General features: G+C 57.7%; 22 protein-coding genes and 3 pseudogenes. 8 read left to right on the top strand and 17 right to left on the bottom strand.

Features of this window, described 5'->3' with window-relative positions; genetic code table 11:
• Nucleotides 1-48: 48 nt before the first annotated feature.
• From ACLH1U_RS22560 to soxR, 3 genes are all read right to left on the bottom strand, one after another.
• A complete protein-coding gene (locus ACLH1U_RS22560) occupies nucleotides 49-1,398 on the bottom strand; it encodes an NCS2 family permease (protein WP_004206333.1) in 1,350 nt (449 codons plus the stop codon).
• A 390-nt stretch (nucleotides 1,399-1,788) separates the two neighbouring features.
• Nucleotides 1,789-2,457 carry a glutathione S-transferase family protein gene (locus ACLH1U_RS22555; protein WP_023291647.1) on the bottom strand — a complete coding sequence of 223 codons (669 nt, stop codon included), beginning with the start codon at nucleotides 2,455-2,457 and terminating at the stop codon, nucleotides 1,789-1,791.
• Between the two features lie 259 nt (nucleotides 2,458-2,716).
• On the bottom strand, nucleotides 2,717-3,175 hold the full coding sequence (gene soxR / locus ACLH1U_RS22550) for a redox-sensitive transcriptional activator SoxR (protein WP_004206331.1): 459 nt from the start codon (nucleotides 3,173-3,175) through the stop codon (nucleotides 2,717-2,719).
• A gap of 84 nt (nucleotides 3,176-3,259) precedes the next feature.
• Here soxR and soxS point away from each other — a divergent pair, with 84 nt between their 5' ends.
• On the top strand, nucleotides 3,260-3,589 hold the full coding sequence (soxS, locus tag ACLH1U_RS22545; RefSeq protein WP_023291646.1) for a superoxide response transcriptional regulator SoxS: 330 nt from the start codon (nucleotides 3,260-3,262) through the stop codon (nucleotides 3,587-3,589).
• Here soxS and ACLH1U_RS22540 read toward each other — a convergent pair.
• The gene (locus tag ACLH1U_RS22540; protein WP_065805940.1) at nucleotides 3,574-5,178 is read right to left on the bottom strand and encodes an EAL domain-containing protein; all 1,605 of its coding nucleotides are present in this window, start codon (nucleotides 5,176-5,178) and stop codon (nucleotides 3,574-3,576) included. The genes soxS and ACLH1U_RS22540 overlap by 16 nt on opposite strands.
• 508 nt (nucleotides 5,179-5,686) lie before the next feature.
• Between ACLH1U_RS22540 and ACLH1U_RS22535 the strand changes: the two genes are divergently transcribed.
• The gene (locus ACLH1U_RS22535) at nucleotides 5,687-5,968 is read left to right on the top strand and encodes a YjcB family protein (RefSeq protein ID WP_002885064.1); all 282 of its coding nucleotides are present in this window, start codon (nucleotides 5,687-5,689) and stop codon (nucleotides 5,966-5,968) included.
• Nucleotides 5,969-6,014: 46 nt separating this feature from the next.
• Here ACLH1U_RS22535 and ACLH1U_RS22530 read toward each other — a convergent pair.
• Nucleotides 6,015-6,254: pseudogene (locus ACLH1U_RS22530) on the bottom strand (ABC transporter permease); the annotation flags it as partial.
• On the opposite strand from ACLH1U_RS22530, the pseudogene ACLH1U_RS22525 reads away from it, so the two are divergent.
• Both ACLH1U_RS22525 and ACLH1U_RS22520 read left to right on the top strand, forming a co-directional pair.
• Nucleotides 6,254-6,355: pseudogene (locus ACLH1U_RS22525) on the top strand (LacI family transcriptional regulator); the annotation flags it as partial. The pseudogenes ACLH1U_RS22530 and ACLH1U_RS22525 sit on opposite strands and share 1 nt — an antisense overlap.
• A pseudogene (locus ACLH1U_RS22520) lies at nucleotides 6,355-6,624 on the top strand (inositol monophosphatase family protein); the annotation flags it as partial. The pseudogenes ACLH1U_RS22525 and ACLH1U_RS22520, both read left to right, overlap by 1 nt.
• 37 nt (nucleotides 6,625-6,661) lie before the next feature.
• Here ACLH1U_RS22520 and iraM read toward each other — a convergent pair.
• Nucleotides 6,662-7,015, bottom strand: a complete 354-nt coding sequence (iraM, locus tag ACLH1U_RS22515; RefSeq protein WP_023291644.1) for an anti-adapter protein IraM — start codon at nucleotides 7,013-7,015, stop codon at nucleotides 6,662-6,664.
• 269 nt (nucleotides 7,016-7,284) lie between these two features.
• The gene (locus ACLH1U_RS22510; protein ID WP_411299472.1) at nucleotides 7,285-8,232 is read right to left on the bottom strand and encodes a LysR family transcriptional regulator; all 948 of its coding nucleotides are present in this window, start codon (nucleotides 8,230-8,232) and stop codon (nucleotides 7,285-7,287) included.
• Between the two features lie 122 nt (nucleotides 8,233-8,354).
• Between ACLH1U_RS22510 and ACLH1U_RS22505 the strand changes: the two genes are divergently transcribed.
• Nucleotides 8,355-9,521 carry an SMP-30/gluconolactonase/LRE family protein gene (locus ACLH1U_RS22505; RefSeq protein ID WP_032454566.1) on the top strand — a complete coding sequence of 389 codons (1,167 nt, stop codon included), beginning with the start codon at nucleotides 8,355-8,357 and terminating at the stop codon, nucleotides 9,519-9,521.
• A gap of 287 nt (nucleotides 9,522-9,808) precedes the next feature.
• Entirely contained in the window at nucleotides 9,809-11,389 is a 1,581-nt protein-coding gene (locus ACLH1U_RS22500; RefSeq protein WP_411299469.1) for a transglycosylase SLT domain-containing protein, read from the top strand.
• 128 nt (nucleotides 11,390-11,517) lie between these two features.
• Here the strand turns inward: ACLH1U_RS22500 and ssb1 are convergent, their stop codons facing one another.
• Entirely contained in the window at nucleotides 11,518-12,042 is a 525-nt protein-coding gene (gene ssb1 / locus ACLH1U_RS22495) for a single-stranded DNA-binding protein SSB1 (protein ID WP_004151744.1), read from the bottom strand.
• A 254-nt stretch (nucleotides 12,043-12,296) separates the two neighbouring features.
• Here ssb1 and uvrA point away from each other — a divergent pair, with 254 nt between their 5' ends.
• Nucleotides 12,297-15,122 carry an excinuclease ABC subunit UvrA gene (uvrA, locus tag ACLH1U_RS22490; protein ID WP_023291635.1) on the top strand — a complete coding sequence of 942 codons (2,826 nt, stop codon included), beginning with the start codon at nucleotides 12,297-12,299 and terminating at the stop codon, nucleotides 15,120-15,122.
• Here the strand turns inward: uvrA and ACLH1U_RS22485 are convergent, their stop codons facing one another.
• The 6 genes from ACLH1U_RS22485 to dnaB all read right to left on the bottom strand — a co-directional run bounded on the left by ACLH1U_RS22485 (nucleotide 15,123) and on the right by dnaB (nucleotide 20,833).
• Nucleotides 15,123-15,479 carry an MmcQ/YjbR family DNA-binding protein gene (locus ACLH1U_RS22485; RefSeq protein WP_023291634.1) on the bottom strand — a complete coding sequence of 119 codons (357 nt, stop codon included), beginning with the start codon at nucleotides 15,477-15,479 and terminating at the stop codon, nucleotides 15,123-15,125.
• 3 nt (nucleotides 15,480-15,482) lie between these two features.
• A complete protein-coding gene (locus tag ACLH1U_RS22480; protein ID WP_048296434.1) occupies nucleotides 15,483-15,899 on the bottom strand; it encodes a secondary thiamine-phosphate synthase enzyme YjbQ in 417 nt (138 codons plus the stop codon).
• 131 nt (nucleotides 15,900-16,030) lie between these two features.
• Nucleotides 16,031-16,744, bottom strand: a complete 714-nt coding sequence (gene aphA, locus ACLH1U_RS22475) for an acid phosphatase AphA (protein ID WP_117100577.1) — start codon at nucleotides 16,742-16,744, stop codon at nucleotides 16,031-16,033.
• A gap of 191 nt (nucleotides 16,745-16,935) precedes the next feature.
• Nucleotides 16,936-18,129: an aromatic amino acid transaminase gene (gene tyrB / locus ACLH1U_RS22470; RefSeq protein WP_048296433.1), complete on the bottom strand. Its 1,194-nt coding sequence runs from the start codon at nucleotides 18,127-18,129 to the stop codon at nucleotides 16,936-16,938.
• 177 nt (nucleotides 18,130-18,306) lie between these two features.
• Complete coding sequence (alr, locus tag ACLH1U_RS22465; RefSeq protein WP_064155513.1) at nucleotides 18,307-19,386, bottom strand: alanine racemase; 1,080 nt, start codon at nucleotides 19,384-19,386, stop codon at nucleotides 18,307-18,309.
• Nucleotides 19,387-19,417: 31 nt separating this feature from the next.
• Nucleotides 19,418-20,833: a replicative DNA helicase gene (dnaB, locus tag ACLH1U_RS22460; RefSeq protein WP_002884942.1), complete on the bottom strand. Its 1,416-nt coding sequence runs from the start codon at nucleotides 20,831-20,833 to the stop codon at nucleotides 19,418-19,420.
• 169 nt (nucleotides 20,834-21,002) lie between these two features.
• On the opposite strand from dnaB, the gene ACLH1U_RS22455 reads away from it, so the two are divergent.
• Nucleotides 21,003-21,986 (top strand): quinone oxidoreductase, encoded by a 984-nt coding sequence (locus ACLH1U_RS22455; RefSeq protein WP_072421182.1) that lies wholly within the window; start codon nucleotides 21,003-21,005, stop codon nucleotides 21,984-21,986.
• Nucleotides 21,987-22,167: 181 nt separating this feature from the next.
• Here the strand turns inward: ACLH1U_RS22455 and pspG are convergent, their stop codons facing one another.
• From pspG to ACLH1U_RS22440, 3 genes are all read right to left on the bottom strand, one after another.
• Nucleotides 22,168-22,410 (bottom strand): envelope stress response protein PspG, encoded by a 243-nt coding sequence (pspG, locus tag ACLH1U_RS22450; protein ID WP_004206297.1) that lies wholly within the window; start codon nucleotides 22,408-22,410, stop codon nucleotides 22,168-22,170.
• 140 nt (nucleotides 22,411-22,550) lie between these two features.
• Nucleotides 22,551-23,549, bottom strand: coding sequence for a tRNA dihydrouridine(20/20a) synthase DusA (dusA, locus tag ACLH1U_RS22445; protein ID WP_072199093.1), 999 nt, complete (start codon nucleotides 23,547-23,549; stop codon nucleotides 22,551-22,553).
• Between the two features lie 100 nt (nucleotides 23,550-23,649).
• The gene (locus tag ACLH1U_RS22440) at nucleotides 23,650-24,138 is read right to left on the bottom strand and encodes a cupin domain-containing protein (RefSeq protein WP_050533632.1); all 489 of its coding nucleotides are present in this window, start codon (nucleotides 24,136-24,138) and stop codon (nucleotides 23,650-23,652) included.
• Nucleotides 24,139-24,380 lie beyond the last annotated feature (242 nt).

The raw sequence follows: 24,380 nt of genomic DNA, 5'->3' as shown, positions 1-24,380 counted from the left end.
TAAAAATAAAACGGGCGGCCTGAGCCGCCCGTGAGGAGCACAAAGGGTTTAAATCGCCCACCCGCCGGCGTAGAACACCACCAGCGCCACAGCGATAATCACCGTGCCGAGGTTCAGCTTACGCCACTCGCCGGAGACCAGGCGGCCGATCACCAGGGTCGCGAAACCGATCATGATGCCGGTCACGATGTTGCAGGTCAGCACGATAAACACCGCGGTGATCAGGCCAGCCATGGCGTCAACGAAGTCATTGAAATCGATCTTCGCCACGTTGCTCAGCATCAGCAGGCCGACGTACATCAGCGCCGGCGCGGTCGCGTAGGCCGGCACCAGATAAGAGAGCGGAGAGAGGAACAGGATCAGCAGGAACAGGACCCCTACCGTCACCGCGGTCAGGCCGGTTTTACCGCCGGCTGCCGTACCCGCCGCCGATTCGATATACACCGCCGCCGGCGCCGCCCCGACTAAGCCAGAGAAGACGCTGCTCAGGGAGTCGGTGGTCAGCGCTTTACCGCCGTTGATGATCTGTCCGTCTTTGTCCAGCAGGTTCGCCTGACCGGCCACCGCGCGGATGGTGCCGGTTGCGTCAAAGACCGCCGTCATCACCAGGGCCAGTACGCTGGGCAGCACGACCGGATTTAGCGCGCCGACAATATCCAGACTGCCAATCAGCGAGTTGCCCTGGTCATCGCTCAGGGATGGCATGGCGAAAATCCCGGAGAAATGGACGTTAGGATCGAAAATCAGGCCGACAATCGACACGCCGATAATGGTCAGCAGAATACCGCCCGGTACCTTCATTTTTTCCAGACCGATGATCACCGCGAGGCCAATCAGCGACATTACCACCGGGAAGCTGTCAAAGTTCCCCAACGCCACCGGCAGACCGTCCAGCGGGTTTTTGATCACCAGGCCAACGCCATTGGCGGCAATCAGCAGCAGGAACAGACCGATCCCGATCCCGGTACCGTGGGCCACGCCCTGCGGCAGGTTGCGCAAGATCCAGCTGCGGATGCCGGTTGCCGAGATCACCGTAAACAGGACGCCCATCAGGAATACCGCGCCGAGCGCCACCGGAATACTGATGTGCTGCCCCAGCACCAGGCTGAAGGCGGTGAAAGCGGTCAACGAGATAGCGCAGCCGATGGCCATCGGCAGGTTTGCCCATAATCCCATCGCCAGCGAGCCAACGCCCGCCACCAGACAGGTAGAAACAAACACCGCGGCCGGCGGGAAGCCCGCTTTTCCGAGCATGCCCGGCACCACGATGACGGAGTACACCATTGCCAGAAAGGTAGTAAGACCTGCAACAATCTCCTGACGCACGGTGCTACCGCGCGCCGAAATTTTAAACCAGGCGTCTAATGAACCGCCGGTACGCGCTGAAGGCGTAGACATAGAAAACTTCCCCTGAAAATTTTTATTGTTCGTTGATATGCGTGGTGGACCTTCCACTGCCAGTTAAACGCGATCTCCTTGTACCGAATCGCAGCGCCAGGGGGGCCGCAAAAAAGCAAACGTTTAACTCCGCGCATACACTACGGTGTGTCAACCTTATCAACTCCCCCCGGCTAGCAGAAAAAAGAGGGAGCAAAACAGAAAGGCAAACGATTATCCGGCCTTTAGATAACCCTTTTCAACCGATGTTTATCGTATTTCGCTAAATTTCGCTTATGACGAACAGAAAATAACCAGCCGATGCGCAAACGTTATCGTCCATGCGCAATCCGCTAACAATTTTTTAGTGAGTTGCTTTCATTTAGCCGCGTCATCGGATCCGCTGATACTTCAGGCGCCGGGTAAGGTGAAGGGGCCGCCGCGCTCGATGGCCCGCTGCCAGGCCGGGCGCTGCTCCACCCGCTGTCGCCAGGCCTCAATATGGCGAAGATCATGCATGCCGCCGCGGGCCAGCAGCGCCATCACCGGGAAGCTCATCTGGATATCGGCCATGCTCAGCCGATCGCCGGCAAACCATGGCCGCGTGGCAAGATGGTCGTCAATGAACCGCGCATGGGTGGCCAACTGAGGATCGAGCCACGCTTTCTGTATACCTTTGCCCAGCAGCGAGCCCAGCGAGCGGACGCCAAAGGGCACCGGGGGTTTGCCGAGGCTGGCGAACACCAGCTTCATTAACAGCAGCGGCATCAGCGAGCCTTCGGCATAGTGCAGCCAGAAGCGGTACTGCAGTTTGTCATCCGCGCCCTGTGGCTTCAGCAGCCCATCGCTGTCCCAGCTCTCCTGCAAATACTCAAGGATCGCTCCGGACTCCGCCAGCACATAGCCGTTGTCTTCCAGCACTGGCGATTTACCCAGCGGGTGGATTTTCTTCAATGCCGCTGGCGCCAGCATCGACTTTTCCCGCTGATAGCGGACTATCTGATAAGGCAGCTGTAGCTCCTCCAGCGCCCACAGTACGCGTTGCGATCGTGACTGATTAAGATGATGTACCGTCAGCATGGGCCTCTCCCGTGGTTTGTTCAAATTAACTATAGGAACAGGCGCGGATTGCCGGGAAAATTTCGGCAAAATAGTGAGGAAAAAACGGCGGCGGATGCCATAGTTAAAGTGTCGACGCAAACCGGAACCTCCATCAACAGATTGCGCAATACTGAGGGACGTCGACGTCGGGGGAAACCCTCTCGTGAACCAACGAGATAATGCGAAAGACCAAGACCGGAAAACAACTAAAGCGCCCAGTTGTGGCGCTTTAGTTTTATCACTCCTCCTCCAGCAGCCGGGCGCCGGTCCCCTCTTCCCCCAGTTTATCGCCCGGGTTGCGTAGCGGGCAGTCGCGCCGCGATAAACAGCCGCAGCCGATGCAGCCGTCGAGCTGGTCGCGCAGCGCCGTCAGGGTGTGGATACGCCGGTCCAGCTCCTCGCGCCACTGGGATGACAACATTTTCCACTCTTTTGCGCTGAGATTGTGCCCTTCCGGCAGCACGCCAAACGCGTCGCCGATGGTGGCCAGCGGGATGCCGATACGTTGCGCAATTTTGATAATCGCCACCGCGCGCAGGACATCGCGCCGGTAGCGCCGCTGATTGCCGGCATTCCGCTGGCTGTGGATCAGCCCTTTACTCTCATAAAAATGGAGGGCCGAGACCGCCACGCCGGTTCGTTTTGCCACTTCCCCGGGCGTCAGCAGCATTTTGATGCGGGGTGATTTCTTTTCCATAAAGCGCTTTACCTCAAGTTAACTTGAGGAATTATACTCGCCCGCAGACAAAACGACGAATCGAGAATTGAGAGAGGCCGCTTTATGTCCCATCAGGATATTATTCAAACACTGATTGAATGGATTGATGAACATATCGATCAACCACTTAACATTGATGTAGTCGCCAGAAAGTCAGGATACTCGAAGTGGTACCTGCAGCGGATGTTCCGCACCGTGATGCATCAGACGCTGGGGGATTATATTCGTCAGCGCCGTCTGCTGCTGGCGGCGGAGGCGTTGCGAACCACCCAGCGGCCGATCTTTGATATCGCCATGGATCTGGGCTACGTCTCGCAGCAAACCTTCTCGCGGGTCTTCCGCCGGGAGTTCGACCGCACCCCCAGCGACTACCGCCATCAGATCTCCGCGTGACGCGACGGCTGAGGCACGTTCACGGGCGCGGGCGCATTGGCTAACCACTGCATAAACTCCCGCGCCGGCATCGCTTTCGCAAACAGCCAGCCCTGGCAATACTGCACGCCGCGCTTGTAGAGCCAGCTTACCTGCTCAGGCGTCTCCACGCCTTCCGCGATAGTCTTTAGACGTAACCCGCGCGCCATCTCGATGATGTGTTCGGCAATCAGGTGGCTGGTGTTGTTGGTGGTCAGCGTATCAACGAAGGTTTTATCGATTTTAAGGATATCGACGTTCAGGGCGTGCAGATTATGCAGATTCGAATAGCCGGTACCGAAATCATCGATGGCAATTTCATAGCCCGCTTCGCGGAACGCCTGAATCACCGGCGTGGTCTTCGGTACGTCGATAAACCCCCGCTCGGTTACTTCGATTTTGATCTGCCCGATACAGACCGCATAGCTGCGCGCTTTCTCACTGATCTGTGAAATCAGCCGCGCCGAGTGGAAGTCCGACGCAGAGAGATTGATCGCCACGTACAGCTGCGGATGGCTGGCAAGAAACTCTCCCATTTCGTAAAACAGCTCATCCACCACGTAGTCCGTCACCTGGGCAATCATGCCTTCATTTTCCGCCAGCGGAATAAACTCCGCCGGGTTCATCACCGGACCGTCAAACCCTGGCCAGCGCAGCAGCGCTTCCGCCCCGACGCAGCGGTTATTTTTAATATCGATAATCGGCTGGTAGTGCAGGCGCAGCTGGCGGCAGCTCAGAGCCCGCTGCAGCATATTGCGCGGCGAGTGATACTGCCGGCGGGTGCGCGACCACACCAGCACCAGTAAAATACTGCAGATGATCCCCAGCGGCAGCGTCAGGCTGGCCTGGTCACAAAAGTTGTGATAATAGCTGGCCCGCGAGGTGGACATAATGACGGCGATCGGCCGGATAGCGGAGCGGGCTATCGTATACACCCGGCCATTCTGATTAAAAAAGGTATCGCCTTCACGAATTAACGCATGGAGCTCCGCGGGCTCGACATTGTTACTAACCGAGAAAAAGAGGTTGGTTTTGGTATCGAACACGCCATAGGCTAAATCGCGATCGCTGGCGATCACTGAGCTGAACGAGAAGGGATTGACCACCACCACATAGGGCCCCTTCTGCATATAGTTCATGGCAAAGCCGGGATAAAACGGCGTGTCCCGGTAATAGTAAATCGCGACATCCGGCTTTTTGGTATAACTGGCCGCCGGCATCCGCCAGCCGGTTTGCTGATGAACGGACGTTGAACAGATAAAGCGCTGACCGTTAGCGTAGATCAGATCTTCCACATACAGCAGGCCGCGAACGATATGCAATAAATAACGCTGATGGTCCGCTGAGCACAGCTCCCCGCGATACTGGCTGGCTTTCGCCCGGGCCTGATCCGCTTCGCGGATGACCATTTCCGTTTTTTGCAGCGCCAGCTGCGAAAATGAGTGTAATTGATCAATGGTTTCGGCTTTTGCCCGCAGTTGGGCAAACCACAATGCCAGTACCACTGGCAATAAAATAACCAACCCCGTTCCGATGAGCCTTAGCGCCTTATGCGGCGTACTGTCACCCATTTACGCTTACATCCATGCGATATGCCTTAATTAAGGTAGCCCAAACACGTTAGCAATCGCGACTGCGATAGACATCAGCCGATTTCCGCCAGCCCTCACGGGCGTCAGCTTTACCACTGACAGGGAAGAATAATACTTATTTATCAGGTATTCGGAAGATATTCCGCCAAGATTAAGAATAGACGCGCTTCTGACTCGGTTTCTCCGTGTATTAAACAAGAACAAGTAATAAAACCCGCAGAATAATAATCATTAGCAAGAGAATGAAAATAAGATCATCAGGGGTTACTTACCAATATCCACATAAATAGAAGTGTTATTAAGCGCAGCGAAAGCTCATTTTTTGACTGGTGAATAAAGCGCCAAGTGTGATATAGTTCACACAAGTTGATGAAACAGAAATGGCGTTTCATCACTCTCTAGTACGCCAGTTGAGACCAGAGCGCTATGCCATCGTCAGTCGCGCCAGGTCGTCCATGGCTCCCCGACTTTCTTTGAGGACAGGTTAATGGCTTCCATTACTACCAGTGTTGTGTTGTTGCGCTGGCCCCTGGTGAGCGCGGTACTGATGTTTCTTGCCAGTTCACTGAATATCCAACTTCGCAAAAGCGATTATGCCGGTCTGGCGGTGATCTGCAGCTGCCTCGGCCTTGCCGCCGCCTGCTGGTTCGCCACCGGTTTGCTCGGCATCACCCTGCTCGATATTGCCAAAATCTGGGGCAATATCAAAGATGTGATGATTGAAGTCATGAGTCAGACACCGCCAGAATGGCCAATGATGATGACCTGAGGTTAAAAAGCTTCCCACCGGGAAGCTTTTTCGTTTTCTGCAGCCCTTATTTCCCCAGTTTCGCCATCATCTCCGGACGCATAAATTTATGGATCACCACCATAAAGAGCAGCGATGGCGCCAGCAAAATCAGCGCGGTAATCGACGAGACCTGATAGTTACCCGACATGCTGGCGTTATAGAGCAGCAGCGGCAGCGTAGTGACATCCGGCGCCCCGACGAAGTAGGTGCCGGTAAACTCATCCAACGACTCCAGAAAAACAAAGATGCTGGCGGCAACGATCCCCCGGGGTGGATTATGTCTGCTCTGATAACGCCGCCGGCGCCGAACTGGCCGCTAACCAGCTGTTGCGCAGCGGCTGGCTCAATACTCTCCCTTCCACCTGGCCATCACCACCCTGCTCGACGCCGACCTGGAATATCGCCGCTTCGGCGCGGGCGCCCTGATGTTGGCGCATGTCGCCGCCGGCCAGCTCCATGCCTATTATGAAGCACATATGAACAGCTGGGACGCGCTGGCAGGCATGCTGTTGATTGAGGAGGCGGGCGGAACGTGCAATGCGTTTCTCGCCAATGAGGGGCTGCGGCGAGGTAACCGCGTGCTGGCCGGCTGCGCAGGCGTCCAGCCACGACTGGCCGCCCTGCTGGAGAAATGACGCCCCACCGCCGGCGGCTGGCCCCGGCGTGGCCTGACTAACGCCAGGTTTCGCTGCGGGGAATATTATTCGGGCAGCGCTTAATCGCGCAAAAGGACTGGTAAAAACAGGAGTCAGACCGCTCGCCGCCGGCATGGTACGGGCACGATGGCCGCTCGCGTAATATTTCCCACTGCGCCTCGTCGTACACCGCAATATTGTAGATTTTTAATGAATGATACTGGTCATTAATTAAAACTCTTGAGGAATAGAGCTTCATTGTCTCGCCGGGCAGCAGGATCACATCGGCCTCGTACCACATAATAAATTTTAAGAAACGCAGGCTGGATATCGCCGAAAAGGCGATGCCGGATTGCGGGCAGATCAGAGTATTAAGAATAGTCCATTTCATATTCCTTCCTTATATAAATGCTACAAATTGTTACCATATATAGTGATAGCATTCATTAATATAAACTGCAAGCATCCCTGACAATTATGTGACTTAAGACGATTCCTAACAACATACTCCATTATTAGTAACGTTTACTTTTCGTCGAGAGATTAATGATTAGACCCTATAAAAACAGAAACAAATCAACCTAAGAAAAGAAAATACAATAAAAAATAAGATTAAATAAAAATAATTGACAATATGTATTAGTCCCTTTAGATGAGCCTTCATCCATTCGTATCAGACAATGTGGCGCTGAGCGTCGCCAAAGCTTCCGCCGGCAGGGTCAGCAGCGCAATCAACGCCCGTGCGGCGGCTGACTGACTTTTATGCGGCGGGTAAACGACCGAGAAAGGCCGTGAGCGTCCGGCGAATGCCGGAAGCACAGGGACCAGCTCCCCACGCGCGACCGCCTCCTGCACAATAAACGCATAGCTCTGGCAGATCCCCGCCCCTGCGAGGGCCAACGAGACTACCCCGAGCACATCATCAGAAACATGCAGGGAGGAAGGCGGTAGCCAGTTAATATCCTGGTCATTTTCACGAAATACCCATTCCGCAACTTTTCCCGTCGCCGGCAAAATAAATGTCAGGCATGAGTGATGGCGCAAATCGGCTATTTTATTGAGCGGTTGCGTCGTAGAGCGTAAATAAGCCGGCGAGGCCACCAGACATAGCCCGGCATCTTCCAGTTTTTTTGCCACCAGACCACTGTCGGGTAAATGTCCCTGGCGCACCACCAGGTCGAAACCTTCGGCGATAATATCGACATTACGGTTGGTCATATTCAGCTCAATCTGGACGTCGGGATGTAATTGACGGAACAGCGCCAGGCGCGGCGGCAGACGGTAGTGTCCCCAGGTGGTGGGTACGCTCAGCTTTACGCGTCCGGACAGCGACCCTTTTTGCCCCTGCGCCTCCCGTTCGGCATTATCCAGCACCTCAAATGCCTGGCGGACCTGAATCAGGTAAGCATTTCCGGCCTCAGTCAGGCTGATCCGCCGGGTGGAACGGCGCAGCAGCTGACATCCCAGGCGCGTCTCAAGACGGGTGACGGCCCGGCTGAGCACCGACGGCGTTGACGATAGCGCCACCGCGCCGGCGGTAAATGACCCGCGCTCGGCCACAGCCAGAAACACTTCCACATCCGAAAGATAATCAAACCGCCGGGCCATTTGGTTCTCCAGAGAACAAATGATTGTCATTCCCGGCATCTTATCTTCGCCAGGGGAATTAATAAAATCCTTTACCAGAGCTAACCAACCCTCTCTCGTTTTTCTGCTTCCTGGAGACCATAATGCATCGTTTTTCACTTGTTATTCTCGGCCTGCTGTCCCTGGGACAGAACGCGCTGGCGGCAGGAGCCGACGACCCCGCCCATTTAGCGCTCTGGCGCAGTTATGCCGGGGTAACCTGGGAGCAGCGCGTCGATGCGCGCTCCGTCGATGCCCCCATCGCGGGCTTGCATTTTGACGCCGCTGGCCGGGCGTTTGTCAGTACCCCACGCCTGATCTCGCCCCAGGCGCCCGCTACGCTCAGCCTGCTCGATACCGCGTCGCTGAGCGGCCCCGCACGCCTTACCGCCTTTCCATCCACCGAGGCGAACAGCATCAGCGCCGATCCCCGCACGCACCTGCGCAATGTGCTGGGCTTTTATGTCGACCACCGCAACGGCTGGCTGTGGGCATTAGATCAGGGCTTTGTCGCCGGCGAAAAGACGGCGCCGCCGGAGGCGCAAAAGATCATGATTTATGCGCTCAGCGACGGCAAACTGGTGCAGCGTATTCCGCTCGACAGCGTTGCCGATCGTGAAGGGAGCTTTCTTAACGATATTGTGGTCGATGAAGCGCGCCGGGTGGCCTATATCGCCGACAGCGGCCTGCGCAGCGCGCCGGATAACCAGGCCGGACTGATCGTTGTGGATGCTCAGCGTGGGACGGTTCGCCGGGTACTGAATAAGCACCCGGCGCTGATGCCGGTTGCCGGCCTGCAGGTGACGTCCCATGGGGAAACCGTCTGGCCGGGCAATCCCATTATTCTGGGCATCAACGGTATCGCGCTGTCACCGGACCAGGAAACCCTCTACTGGACGGTCACCACCGGCACCACGGCGCGGACCATCGCCACCGCCGCGCTGCGCGATCCCGCCATGAGCGAACGACAACTCGCCGCCGCCATCCGTACAGCGGGTGAGGTCGGCGGGAATAGCGATGGCATCGTGGTCGATAAGCATGGCGCGCTCTATATCACCGATGTGACCCATAACGGTATTGTCCGGTATCGCCCGCAGAGCGGACAGTTCACCCTGCTGGCCGCTGACGAGCGCGTATACTGGCCCGATACGCCGACTATCGGCCCGGACGGCGCGGTAATGTTCACCGCCAGCCATTTAAACCAGCACTTTGCTCAGGCGGTAAAACCGGGCGAAGAGAAATATACCATCTGGAAAGTGGTGCAGCCCTGATCCACACAGCAGGCAGGCCCAACGGGCCTGCCTGGGGTTTATTCAACCGCAATAATATCTGCCGATAATTAACGCAAACGGAAGCCTTATGACTGGCCCTGAAATATCATCAGATCTTCCTTCTTCGCTATTCTCTTTTCCCTTCCTGCATAGCCAAATAATAATAATCTGCCGAACGATACTCGGCGGCATGTTCAGGTTTATCAGCGTTATTTTCCTGTTATTGAATCCGGCTAACGGCGGCCGTTCTGCTAAAATAAGCCTATTCCCCTGCGGAGTGTTCCTCCATGAACGCCAACTTGCTATCACGCCTGTTTATCGCCTGGCTCACCTGCCTCGCGACGCTGTTATTCGCCCCTATCCTGCTTGCGGCGGAGGCGGAAAAAGCGCCGCCGGTGGCAACCGAAGACAACACGCTGTCGATCCATATCGACGACATGCTGCAGCCGTGGAAAGGCGATCTGCCTGGCATGCTTGATCGGCGCACCATCCGGGTATTAACCACCTACAGCAAGACCTTCTTTTTTATTGATAAGGGAACCCAACGCGGAGCGACGCACGACATTTTCATGGCGCTGGAAAACGATCTGAATAAACAGCTGGCCAGGGATAAAAAGCTAAAACAGCGCCACCTGAAGCTACATATCGTTTTCGTGCCGGTCAGCCGGGATAATCTCTTCACCGCGCTCAATGAAGGTAAAGGGGATATCGTCGCCGCCAACCTGACCATCACTCCGTCGCGGGAAGCCCAGGCCGCTTTCGCTCAGCCGCTCTACAGCGGCGTCAAAGAGTTGCTGATCTCCGGCCCGGCGTCGCCAAAGGTCGACAGCCTGGAGCAGCTTTCCGGTCAAACGGTCTTTGTTCGCCGCTCCTCCAGCTATTACGACAGTCTACAAGCACTGAACGCCCGATTTGCCAGTGAGTCAAGACCGCCGGTTATCCTGGAAGCGGCGCCGGAAGCGCTGGAGGATGAAGATCTGCTGGAAATGCTCAACGCCGGGCTGGTGCCGTTGATAGTCGTCGATCAGCATAAAGCTGTTTTCTGGAAACAGGTGTTTCCGAAAATCCAGGTCCATGACAACGTGGTGCTGCGCGACGGCGGCAACATTGCGTGGGCGGTACGCCAGAACAGTCCGCAGCTGCTGGCGCTGCTGAACAACTTTGTGAAAAAGAATCGTCAGGGCACCACGCTGGGCAATACTCTCCTGCTGCGTTACCTGAAAAACGCTAAATATGTCAAAAATGCCGCAGCGAGTCAGGAACGGCGCAAGTTCCTCGCCATGGTGGACGTCTTCCGTAAATATGGCGATCGCTACGATGTCGACTGGCTGCTGATGGCGGCCCAGGGATACCAGGAGTCGCGGCTGAACCAGTCGGTTCGAAGCCACGTCGGCGCCGTCGGGGTAATGCAGGTGATGCCCAGCACCGGAAGAGAGCTGAAGGTGGGCGATATTAAACAGCTGGATCCCAACATTCATGCTGGCGTGAAATATATGCGCTGGATGATAGATCGATACTATGCTGATGAGCCCATGACCCGGCTGGATAAAGCGCTATTTGCCTTTGCTTCCTACAACGCCGGTCCAGCGCGTATCGCTCGCCTGCGCACCATGACCAAACAGCGCGGGTTTGATCCAAACGTCTGGTTCGGTAATGTCGAAAATCTGGCGGCAGAAAAAATCGGCGCGGAAACGGTGACCTACGTCAGCAATATCTATAAGTATTACATCGCCTATCGGCTGATCGTCGATGACATGGCCCGCAAACAGAAAGCGACGGCCGCGCCGCGGCAGAGGCCAGCGACACAGCCCGCCGCACCGCAGCCAGGCGTGGCGACGCCCGCAACCGCTCAGGTGCCCGCGGCCTGAAGCGCTCGCGATCCGCGATCAGTGGTCAAAACGACTCCTGAGGCGGTGGTGGAATAATCATAAAAAAAGCCCCGGCGAAACCGGGGCTTTCTGTTTTAACTACGCGAATATTGCGTCTAAGGCAAGCCTTAGAACGGGATATCGTCGTCGAAGTCCATCGGCGGTTCGTTGGAAGGCGCTGCCGGAGCCTGCTGCTGCGGACGGGACTGCGCGCCGCCGCTGAACTGGTTGCCGCCCTGCGGCTGCTGAGGCTGACCCCAACCGCCCTGCTGCTGGCCGCCGCCTGCCGGTGCGCCGCCGCCCTGACGGCCGCCCAGCATCTGCATGGTGCCGCCAACGTTCACCACCACTTCAGTGGTGTATTTGTCCTGACCGGATTGATCGGTCCACTTGCGGGTACGCAGCTGGCCTTCAATGTACACCTGAGAGCCTTTACGCAGGTACTCACCAGCGACTTCCGCCAGTTTGCCGAACAGCACAACGCGGTGCCATTCAGTCTGCTCTTTCATTTCGCCGGTCTGCTTGTCACGCCAGGATTCGGAAGTTGCCAGCGTGAAGTTGGCGACTGCGCCGCCACTTGGCATGTAGCGTACTTCCGGGTCCTGCCCCAGATTACCGACGAGAATCACCTTGTTTACGCCTCTGCTGGCCATGATCGAATCTCCTGAATAATACGTTTTGTATAAGTGTAAACCGGGAATTCTAACACCACAAAGGGACAATTTGATAGCTGCTAAGCCAATTCCAGAAAACATGCCGCCGCTATGCAAATTTTCACACGCTTCCCGCAGCGCCATTCCAATACTGTATATCCAGACAGGTTAAATTGTGTCATAATTAGCCGTTTCTGCCGTTTGTCCTTCAAGCAAACCAGGCAATCCGTGTATCTACCTACCGGGAAAGGTGAATGGATAAGATCGAAGTTCGGGGCGCCCGCACCCATAATCTCAAAAACATCAACCTCGTTATCCCGCGCGACAAACTCATTGTCGTCACCGGGCTTTCCGGGTCTGGCAAATCTTCACTCGCTTTCGACACCCTGTATGCCGAAGGCCAGCGTCGCTACGTCGAATCGCTCTCCGCCTATGCGCGACAGTTCCTGTCGCTGATGGAGAAGCCGGACGTCGACCATATCGAAGGGCTGTCGCCGGCGATTTCCATCGAACAGAAATCAACCTCTCACAACCCCCGCTCGACGGTGGGTACTATTACCGAAATTCACGACTACCTGCGTCTGCTGTACGCCCGCGTCGGCGAGCCGCGCTGTCCGGACCACGACGTGCCGCTGGCGGCGCAGACCGTCAGCCAGATGGTCGATAACGTCCTCGCCCAGCCGGAAGGCCTGCGTCTGATGCTGCTGGCGCCCATTATTAAAGAGCGTAAAGGCGAGCACACCAAAACCCTGGAAAACCTCGCCAGCCAAGGCTATATCCGCGCACGGATCGACGGCGAAGTCTGCGATCTCTCGGATCCGCCGAAGCTGGAGCTGCAGAAGAAACACACCATCGAGGTGGTAATTGACCGCTTCAAGGTCCGCGACGATCTGGCGCAACGTCTGGCCGAGTCGTTCGAAACCGCGCTGGAGCTCTCCGGCGGTACCGCCATCGTGGCCAATATGGATGATGAGAAAGCGGAAGAACTGCTGTTTTCCGCCAACTTCGCCTGCCCGATCTGCGGCTACAGCATGCGCGAGCTGGAGCCGCGCCTGTTCTCCTTCAACAACCCGGCGGGCGCCTGCCCGACCTGCGACGGCCTCGGCGTGCAGCAATATTTCGACCCCGATCGCGTGGTGCAAAATCCGGAGCTGTCGCTGGCGGGCGGCGCCATCCGCGGCTGGGATCGGCGTAACTTCTACTACTTCCAGATGCTGAAGTCGCTGGCGGAGCACTACAAGTTCGACGTCGAAGCGCCGTGGGGCACTCTCAGCGCCAGCGTGCAGAAAGTGGTCCTGTACGGTTCCGGTAAAGAGAATATTGAATTCAAATACATGAACGACCGCGGCGACACCTCGGTACGCCGCCATCCGTTCGAAGGCGTGCTGCATAACATGGAGCGCCGCTACAAAGAGACGGAATCCAGCGCGGTGCGCGAAGAGCTGGCGAAGTTCATCAGCAATCGCCCGTGCGCCAGCTGCGACGGTACGCGTCTGCGCCGCGAGGCGCGCCACGTGTTTGTGGAAAACACCCCGCTGCCGACCATTTCCGATATGAGCATCGGTCACGCGATGGACTTCTTCAACAATCTGAAACTCTCCGGCCAGCGGGCGAAAATCGCCGAAAAAGTGCTGAAAGAGATTGGCGATCGCCTGAAGTTCCTCGTCAACGTCGGCCTCAACTACCTGACGCTCTCCCGTTCGGCGGAAACGCTCTCCGGCGGCGAGGCCCAGCGTATCCGTCTGGCGAGCCAGATTGGCGCCGGACTGGTTGGCGTGATGTACGTCCTGGATGAGCCCTCCATCGGCCTGCACCAGCGAGATAACGAGCGCCTGCTCGGGACCCTGATTCACCTGCGTAATTTAGGCAACACGGTGATCGTCGTTGAGCATGACGAAGACGCCATTCGCGCCGCCGACCATGTGATCGATATCGGCCCTGGGGCCGGGGTCCACGGCGGCCAGGTGGTGGCGGAAGGGCCGCTGGAGGCCATTATGGCCGTCCCGGAATCCCTGACCGGCCAGTTCATGAGCGGCAAGCGCAAAATTGAAGTGCCGAAGCAGCGCGTGCCCGCCGATCCGGAGAAAGTCCTCAAACTGACCGGCGCGCGCGGCAACAACCTGAAAGACGTGACGCTGACTCTGCCGGTGGGCCTGTTTACCTGCATCACCGGCGTCTCCGGCTCGGGTAAATCAACGCTGATCAACGATACCCTGTTCCCGATTGCCCAGCGTCAGCTTAACGGGGCGACCATCGCCGAACCGGCGCCGTATCGCGATATTCAGGGGCTGGAGCACTTCGATAAAGTCATCGATATCGACCAGAGCCCGATCGGCCGTACGCCGCGCTCCAACCCCGCGACCTATACCGGGGTGTTTACGCCGGTGCGCGAGCTTTTCGCCGGGGTGCCGGAATCACGTTCCCGCGGCTATACGCCGGGTCGTTTCAGTTTTAACGTCCGCGGCGGTCGCTGCGAAGCCTGCCAGGGCGATGGGGTGATCAAGGTCGAAATGCACTTCCTGCCGGATATCTACGTACCGTGCGACCAGTGCAAAGGTAAGCGCTATAACCGCGAAACGCTGGAGATTAAGTACAAGGGCAAAACCATCCACGAAGTGCTGGATATGACCATTGAAGAAGCGCGCGAGTTCTTTGATGCCGTACCGGCGCTGGCGCGTAAGCTGCAAACCCTGATGGATGTCGGCCTGACCTATATCCGTCTCGGCCAGTCGGCGACGACGCTGTCCGGCGGCGAGGCGCAGCGCGTGAAGCTGGCGCGCGAGCTGTCCAAGCGCGGTACCGGCCAGACGCTGTATATCCTCGATGAGCCGACCACCGGTCTGCACTTCGCCGATATCCAGCAGCTGCTGGAAGTGCTGCACCAGCTGCGCGATCAGGGCAATACCATCGTGGTGATTGAGCACAACCTCGACGTGATAAAAACTGCCGACTGGATTGTCGATCTCGGCCCGGAAGGCGGCAGCGGCGGCGGCGAAATTCTGGTTTCCGGTACGCCGGAAACCGTCGCTGAGTGCGAAGCCTCGCACACCGCGCGCTTCCTGAAGCCGATGCTGAAATAATTAGCGGGAAAGCTGCTGCCGGACCGGCTCCGGCAGCATTTTCACCGCCTGCTGGTAAGACGCATCGACCAGGTAGTAGATTTGCGAATCCGGCAGCGAGCCATCCAGAAAGACGGTGCTCCAGTGCGCTTTATTGAGATGCTTGCTGGGCCGGACGTCGCGATGCTGCTGCCGCAGGAGCTCCGCCAGCTCCGGACTCGCCTTCAACGCAACCGCCGGCCGCTGGTCTTCGACCTCCTTCACCATGGCAAACAGCACGTCCGAGACCTTAATTTGCGTGGCTTTCCAGTCGCTGTGGACGCTCTGCTCTGCTCCCGGCTTCGCCATGCAGTACTGCAATAACTCCGAAATTGTCATCTTTTATTCCCCCATGAGCGTCGCAACGATGTGCCGCGAACCGCCGTGTATCCGATGCTCCCCCAGCCAGATGCCCTGCCAGGTCCCCAGCCTGACGCGTCCGTCCTCGACCGGCAGCATCAGCGACACGCCAAGCATCGATGATTTGATGTGCGACGGCATATCGTCAGGGCCTTCATAATCATGTTCGTACGGCGCATTGTCCGGCACGGCGTTGAGAAAATACTGCTCCATGTCATACCGGACGGTGGGATCGCAGTTTTCGTTGAGCGTCAGGGAAGCGGAAGTATGCTGGAGCAGGAGGTGTAGCAGGCCGACCTTCATCCCGGACAGCCCGCGGATCTGGCCGAGGATTTCGTCGGTGACCAGATGAAAACCACGGGATTTGGGCCCAAGCGTCAGGGTTTGCTGATACCACATCATCGACTCCTTTTTGCGAATGAATTCCTCTAAGTGTGCAGCAATACGTGAAAAGGTAAAACCTTCCACCCCGGATTTTGCATAAAAAAACGGCAGCGTCACCGCTGCCGTTTATCCCGTTCAGGCGCCCATCAGTATTCGGAATTGACGATCACTTCTTCGCCCAGCGCGCCGGCCATCGGCAGCGGCTTGTAGGAGGAGTTGGCGGCGCGCAGCACGCGGATCCCGCGGGCGCCCGCCTCGCGGGCAGCGGTAATGTCGTTATCCGAGTCGCCATAGAAAACCTTTATCTGCTTCGCCTGCAGCCACTGGGTCTTGGTGTTCTGACCCGGCTTATCGCCAGCGAAAATCACCGGGTTCATATTGGCGGCCGGGATGAGGAAATCATCCTGCAGGGTTTTAGAAACGGTTTCTGTTTTGGTCTGGCTGCGGCCGGTGACGAACCAGATGCTGTCGCCACGCTTCACATGCATGGCAATCAGCTGGCGCGCCACCTCTTTTGGCATACTGAATTCGTCCCAGCCGTTGTTCATTTTTTCCCAGAACTGCGAGTTTTTCAGGTAATCCTCACTGCCGGGGGAGAAGGTTTTTTGCCCGCGCCAGAAACCGGGACTGGAGAAGAGGACGGTGTCATCGATATCAAAACCGACGGCCATCGGCGGGCGCCCCAGCAGGCTGTTCTCAATTTGCGCCACCGAAACCCAGTGGATCGGCGCCTGCTCGGCCAGCTGGGCCACGTTGGTACCGACCCACAGCGGCTGCGGCGTGGAGGCGCGCGCCACGACGGCGCTGTTCAGCGTGAACAGGAGAGAGGCCGCCGCAAGGGCGAGAGTAAGTTTGCGCATATTTATCCCTAAATCTATCAATCATTATTGTTTTCAATAATGTGCATGCTTAGTAACGTCCCGACCTTACCCGCAGGCGACAGGGATGAAAAGCCTTTTTCGCGCAGATGTCATAGAAAAAGAGGATGATCACAATCAGAGGGGGTTGCCCCTGCCCGTTGACCGGCAGAGACAACCTGCTGGAGAGCGGCTTACATTACCGCGGCAAAGGCTTTCGCTACCTGCTGAACATTACGTGAGTTTAACCCCGCCACACACATACGTCCGCTGGCAATCAGGTAGACGCCAAACTCGTCGCGCAGGCGATCCACCTGCGCCGCGCTGAAGCCGGTGTAGCTGAACATCCCGCGCTGCTTGAGCAGATAATCCACTTTGCTGCCCGGAGCAACCTGCTGCAGCGCGTCGACCAGCGCCTGACGCATGGTCAGGATATGCGCGCGCATGGCGTCCACTTCCGCCTGCCAGGTGGCTTTCAGCCCGGCATCGTTCAGCACCGTCGCCACCACCTGGGCGCCAAAGCTCGGCGGGCTGGAGTAGTTGCGGCGCACGGTGGCCTTCAGCTGGCCCAGCACGCGGCCTGCGGTTTCACTGTCTTCACAAACCACCGACAGGCCGCCGACGCGCTCCCCGTACAGGGAGAAAATTTTGGAGAAGGAGTTGCTGACCAGCATCGGCATCCCGGCGCTGGCGATGGCGCGAATGGCGTAGGCATCCTCTTCCAGCCCTGCGCCAAAGCCCTGGTAGGCAATGTCGAGGAACGGGATCAGCTGACGCGCTTTCAGGATCTCCACCACACGATCCCACTGTTCCGGCGTCAGGTCGGCGCCGGTCGGGTTGTGGCAGCAGGGGTGCAGCAGCACAATGTCGCGCGCCGGCAGCGTTTGCAGCGTCGCCAGCAGCGCTTCAAAGCGCACGCCGTTGGTGGCTTTATCAAACCAGGGGTAAGTACTTACTTCGAAGCCAGCCCCTTCAAATATGGCGATGTGGTTTTCCCAGGTCGGGTCACTGACCCAGACATGAGACTCAGGAAAGTAGCGTTTGAGGAAGTCGGCCCCGACCTTCAGCGCGCCCGAACCGCCGACCGTCTGAATGGAGGCGATGCGGTTTTGCTTAAGCGCGGTATGCTCTGCGCCAAACAGCAGCGGGGCAATCGCCTGGCGGTAGCCGCTCAGCCCTTCCATCGGCAGATACAGCGAGGCGCCGTGCGGCTCGGCGTTCAGGCGCGCTTCCGCTTCCGCCACCGCCTGCAGCTGCGGGATAATGCCGTCATCGTTGTAATATAGCCCGATACTCAGGTTGACTTTGTCGCTTCGCGGGTCTTCTTTGAAGCGTTCCATCAGAGAAAGAATTGGGTCGCCGGCGTAGGCGTCAACTTTTTGAAACACGCGATGTATCTCCAGGTTTACATAGGGCAGGTTCTTACACAATAAACCGGATATGACGGCAGGTCGAGAGGATGTTGAGGGGAAAGTGACTGCGCAGCGGTATAGACCGCTTTTTTGTCCGCGGCTATACCGATTGCGTACCGGACCAGCGTCTGAGCTATCCGGTACGAACGAGGCTCAGTCGAGGTATTTCATGGCTACGCGGGAGGTCAGTCGCGTAATAAGTTCGTAAGCGCTCACTTTCGTTATCTCGGCAATGCGCTCTACCGGGAGTCCCTCTCCCCACAGCACCACCGCGTCGCCGGCTTTATCCTCGGCCTGCGGGCCGAGGTCAACACAGATCATATCCATCGCCACCCGGCCGACAATCGGCACTTCGCGGCCATTGACCAGCACTGGGGTGCCCGACGGCGCGGCGCGCGGATAACCGTCGCCATAGCCCATCGCGACCACGCCGAGCCGAGTGTCGCGTTCACTGACCCAGGTGCCGCCGTAGCCGACGGGCTCCCCTGCTTTATGCTCGCGCACGGCAATCAGGCTGGACGTCAGGGTCATCACCGGCTGACAGCCAAAATCTTTCCCGGTGGAGCGATCGTCCAGCGGCGACACGCCATACAGGATAATGCCCGGACGCACCCAGTCATAATGCGACTGCGGCCACAGCAGGATGCCGCCCGAGGCGGCAATAGAGCGCCATCCCGGCTTGCCTTCGGTAAAGGTGGTGAAGATATCCAGCTGCCGTTCGGTGGCGCCGCAGGTCGGCTCATCGGCGCGGGCGAAGTGGCTCACCACGTTGACCGGCTGGCGGACGTTTTTGCACTGGCTCAGACGCTGATAAAACGCCTCAGCTTCCTCCGGGCGCACCCCTAAGCGATGCATACCGGTATCCAGTTTCATCCACACGGTCACCGGCTCGGGGAGGTCGGCTTGCTCCAGCGCCGCCAGCTGTTCGGGGCTATGCACCGCCGTATGCAGACGCTGAGCGGCGATCACCGCCAGGTCTTCCGCCGCAAAAAAGCCTTCCAGCAGGAGGATCGGCTGGGCGATCCCCCCCGCTCGCAGGCGCAGCGCCTCTTCCAGGCGGGCGACGCCAAAAGCGTCGGCGTCGGTCAGCGTTCGCGCGGTCTCAAGAAGACCGTGTCCGTAGGCGTTCGCTTTCACCACCGCAACCAGTTTGCTGGCAGGCGCCAGTTCACGCAGACGTTGCAGGTTGTGTCGCAGAGCGCGGCGGTTGATAACTACAGTTGCCGCTTGCATTTGAATTCCTTAATAAAAGAAGGAGGAAGGATTACTCATCATCATACTGAGGGCCAGCATAATTATCGAAACGCGACCACTGGCCGTTGAAGGTCAGTCGCACGGTGCCGATCGGGCCGTTACGTTGTTTACCAATGATAATTTCCGCGATGCCTTTCAGATCGCTGTTCTCGTGATAGACCTCATCACGGTAAATGAACATGATTAAGTCGGCATCCTGTTCGATAGAGCCGGACTCACGCAGGTCGGAGTTGACCGGGCGTTTATCGGCACGTTGCTCCAGCGAGCGGTTCAGCTGCGACAGCGCCACCACCGGCACCTGCAGCTCTTTGGCCAGCGCCTTCAGCGAGCGGGAGATTTCGGCGATCTCAAGGGTACGGTTGTCGGAGAGCGACGGCACGCGCATCAGCTGCAGGTAGTCGATCATAATCAGCCCGATACCGCCGTGCTCGCGAGCGATACGCCGCGCGCGGGAACGCACTTCCGTCGGCGTCAGGCCGGAGGAGTCATCGATATAGATGTTACGTTTTTCCAGCAGAATGCCCATGGTGCCGGAGATCCGCGCCCAGTCCTCATCGTCCAGCTGACCGGTACGAATGCGGGTCTGATCGACACGCGACAGCGAGGCCAGAGAACGCATCATGATCTGCTCGGAGGGCATCTCGAGACTGAAGATGAGTACCGGCTTGTCCTGCAGCATCGCGGCGTTTTCCACGAGGTTCATGGCGAAGGTCGTTTTACCCATCGACGGACGGGCGGCGACGATAATCAGATCCGACGGCTGCAGGCCGGCGGTCTTTTTGTTGAGGTCGTCGTAGCCGGTGTTGACCCCGGTAACGCCGTCGTGGGGCTGCTGGAACAGCTGTTCGATACGGGCGACGGTGGCGTCGAGGACATCGGCGATGTTTTTCGGCCCTTCGTCTTTATTGGCCCGGCTTTCAGCGATTTTAAAGACGCGGGACTCGGCGAGGTCGAGCAGATCTTCGCTGGTTCGCCCCTGCGGGTCGAAGCCGGCCTCGGCGATCTCATTGGCCACCGAGATCATCTCGCGCACGACCGCGCGTTCGCGCACGATGTCGGCATAGGCGCTGATGTTTGCCGCGCTGGGGGTATTTTTGGACAGTTCAGCCAGATAGGCGAAGCCGCCCACGCTGTCCAGCTGTCCCTGACGCTCCAGCGACTCCGCAAGGGTGATGAGGTCAATCGGGCTGCCCGACTCCTGCAGGCGCGCCATCTCGGTAAAGATATGACGATGCGGACGGGTATAAAAGTCGTCGGCAACGACGCGTTCGGCGACGTCGTCCCAGCGCTCGTTATCCAGCATTAAACCGCCCAACACCGACTGCTCCGCTTCAATCGAGTGCGGCGGGACTTTCAGCCCGGCGAGCTGCGGATCGCGTTCGCGGGTTTCTGTCTGTGGTTTGTTGAAGGGTTTATTTCCTGCCATAGCCTAACGTTTCACCGATACGGAAAAGAGCGTGACAGTATAGCGAGAAAGCCATTGCCGCTAAAGAACCCATTCAGCGTGACTGGCCTGAGGCGGGTAAGAAAATCCGTCGCCGCCGCCGCAGGCTGTTAAGCTTACTGGATAATCTCAGAACAACACAGGAGCGAACATGGCAACACGCATCGAATTTTCAAAACACGGGGGGCCGGAGGTGCTTCAGGCGGTTGAATTCACGCCCCGCGATCCCGCTGAGCATGAAATTCAGGTCGAAAACAAAGCCATCGGTATCAATTATATCGACACCTATGTTCGTGGCGGCCTCTATCCGCCGCCCTCGCTGCCGAGCGGCCTCGGCACCGAAGCGGCCGGCGTCGTCAGTAAAGTTGGCCACGGGGTATCGCACATTAAGGTAGGCGATCGGGTGGTGTACGCCCAGTCGGCGCTCGGCGCCTACAGCACGGTGCACAATGTGCTGGCCGACAAAGCGGCAGTCCTCCCGGACGCCATCTCTTTCGAACAGGCCGCCGCGTCGTTCCTCAAGGGATTAACGGTCTGGTATCTGCTGCGTAAAACCTATGAAATTAAGCCTGATGAGATGTTCCTGTTTCACGCGGCCGCCGGCGGCGTGGGGCTGATAGCCTGTCAGTGGGCGAAAGCGCTGGGGGCGAAACTTATCGGCACCGTCGGCAGCGCGCAGAAGGCGCAGCGCGCCAAAGCGGCGGGCGCCTGGCAGGTGATTAACTATCGCGAAGAACCTATCGCGGAGCGGCTCAAAGCGATCACCGACGGTAAGAAAGTCGCCGTGGTCTATGACTCGGTAGGGAAAGATACCTGGGAAGCCTCTCTGGACTGTCTGCAACGCCGCGGCCTGATGGTCAGCTTTGGCAACTCCTCCGGCCCGGTAACCGGCGTTAATCTGGGGATCCTGAACCAGAAAGGTTCTCTGTACGTCACCCGCCCATCGCTGCAGGGCTATATCACCAACCGGGAAGAGCTGGCGGAAGCCTGCAGTGAGCTGTTTTCGCTGATCGCCAGCGGCGTGATTAAAGTGGACGTGCCCGAGAGTCAGACCTATCCGCTCACCGAAGCGCGACGGGCGCATGAAGTTCTGGAGAGCCGGGTGACACAGGGGTCGAGTCTGCTGCTGCCGTAAGCGGACAAAGGGACAAAAGTTTAGGGCTTCCACCTGGGAAGCCCTTACTTTTTTTTAGTTCGGCTGTATGTAGGGTACAGCGCGATGAATTCGTTAACGCGCTAATAGTGACAGATTTGCGCAGTAATGCCTACGCGGTTCTGTGCAAAATTGTTCAGGTTGTGACATACCCCTCAATACCTTAGTAACGCCAACGGTTATTGTCGCGAAAAGCGTTTCCGTCCGGGGTTTTCAGTGCCCGAATAACCCACACCACCACCACCGCCAACAGCAGCCACGGCAGCAATTTAATCATTAAAGCAAACAAACCGCCGACGAACATCAGCGCCGTAGCCACCACGATGGCGGCGATAATCCCCAACAACGATACGCCGGTGACCAGCAGCATGACAAAAAATCCGATGACAAATAACAGTTCCAGCATGGCTCTCTCCCCACAGTCATTAATACGTCGCTCTGCAGGTATTACAAAAAACATGCCAACCATAACCAACTGAATTTAAAAGAAAACGCCCCGCAATGGTGTGCGGGGCGTGGTCAATTTCACCAGGTTTTGGTGAGAAACTAACGCTTATCGGCCACCAGCTTCAGGGCCTGCTCCAGCACCGCAATGTCGGCGCCGGCTTTATGCGCATTCTCGCTCAGGTAGCGACGCCACTGCCGGGCGCCCGGGATACCCTGAAACAGTCCCAGCATATGACGGGTGATATGGCCCAGATAAGTACCCTTGCTGAGCTCGCGCTCAATATACGGGTACATGGCCCGCACGACGGCCACGGGATCGGCATCCGCGCCGGCGACGCCGAAAATCTCCCGGTCGACCGAAGCCAGAATGCCCGGATTCTGATAGGCCTCACGCCCGACCATCACCCCATCCATATGCTCAAGCTGTGCTCTGACTTCATCCAGCGATTTGATGCCGCCGTTAATCGCCATCGTCAGATGAGGGAAGTCGCGCTTCAGCTGCCAGACGCGGGGGTAATCCAGCGGCGGGATCTCGCGGTTCTCTTTCGGGCTCAGACCGGAGAGCCAGGCTTTGCGGGCGTGAATAATAAACATCTCACATTCGCCCTTGCCGGAGACCGTCTCAATGAAATCGCAAAGGAATTCATAGCTATCCTGGTCGTCGATGCCGATACGGGTCTTCACCGTGACCGGGATCGACACCACATCGCGCATTGCTTTGATACAGTCGGCCACCAGCTGGGCGTTCCCCATCAGACAGGCGCCAAACATCCCGTTCTGCACCCGATCGGAGGGGCAGCCGACGTTGAGATTGATCTCATCATAGCCGCGCGCCTCGGCCAGCTTCGCGCACTGCGCCAGGGCCTGCGGATCGCTGCCGCCGAGCTGCAGAGCAACCGGGTGTTCTTCTTCGCTATAGGCCAGATAGTCCCCTTTGCCGTGAATAATCGCCCCGGTGGTCACCATTTCGGTATACAGCAGCGTATGCCGCGACAGCAGCCGCAGGAAGTAGCGGCAATGCCGGTCAGTCCAGTCGAGCATCGGCGCGATGGAGAAGCGGTGAGCAGGAAAAACAGGTGACGTTGATTCAGGCATCATGGCGAATAAATAAGCATCCGGGTAAAAAGGGGCGCTACTATAGCATAAAGATAAACCACAGGCGCGTAGTGCGCCGCGCTTCGCCCCTTCCCGGTGTCGATTACTTTATCCGCGGTTTGCCGTCATGTGGGCCAAAGAACTGCGGCGGATGATCAACCCAGCGATCCTGGCGCGTCGCGGCATAGCCGGGATTGAGCGGGTAGTAAATTCGGTTGTACTTTTTGTTGGCCTCACCCACCACCAACAGACGAACCTCCTGCCCGGTGTTATTGAGAAAGGTGTGGCAAACACCGGTGCCGGCGGGGAAACCCACGCTATCGCCCGGCTCCAGCTTCCAGAGATAGCCGTTTATCCACACTTCCGGATAGCCCTCCAGCACATAGATGAACTCTTCCTCATCGCTCTCCGCGTGCGGGTAAGAGGTGCGCCGCCCGGGCGGCAGTCTCTCGTGGTGGATCCCCAGCCGGTTGAGGCGCAAACCGCGCCCCAGCGGCGCGCCAATGGAAAAACGCTCCGGGCTGTCGGGATAAGTGGCATCGTCGGGCCCTTCCAGTTCGCGCCAGTGGCGAATGCAATCAGGTCGTTTCATCGTTTTCTCCCGAAAATGAGACACTTCAGATATAGCATACCCTGGGTCAGGCGTGTTGCGATTAAATCGGGCATGACGGTTTTAGCGACCGGCTAAGGCGCAGCCTCCACGAGCGTCAGCGGCCAGCGCCAGGGAGTGGACTGGCGCCGACAATCTGAAGTATGACCCGCATCACCCGTCGGGTCTCGGCGTTTTCCGCGGAACGTGATAAAGTAACAGATTCAATTTCACGCAACCTGAGG

It is taken from the genome of Klebsiella sp. 1SOBk5mer, from assembly GCF_046603115.1.
Classification (GTDB): Bacteria; Pseudomonadota; Gammaproteobacteria; order Enterobacterales; family Enterobacteriaceae; genus Klebsiella; species Klebsiella quasipneumoniae.
The sequence above is the reverse complement of the archived record's forward strand: the minus strand, read 5'-3'. Positions and strand labels throughout refer to the sequence as shown.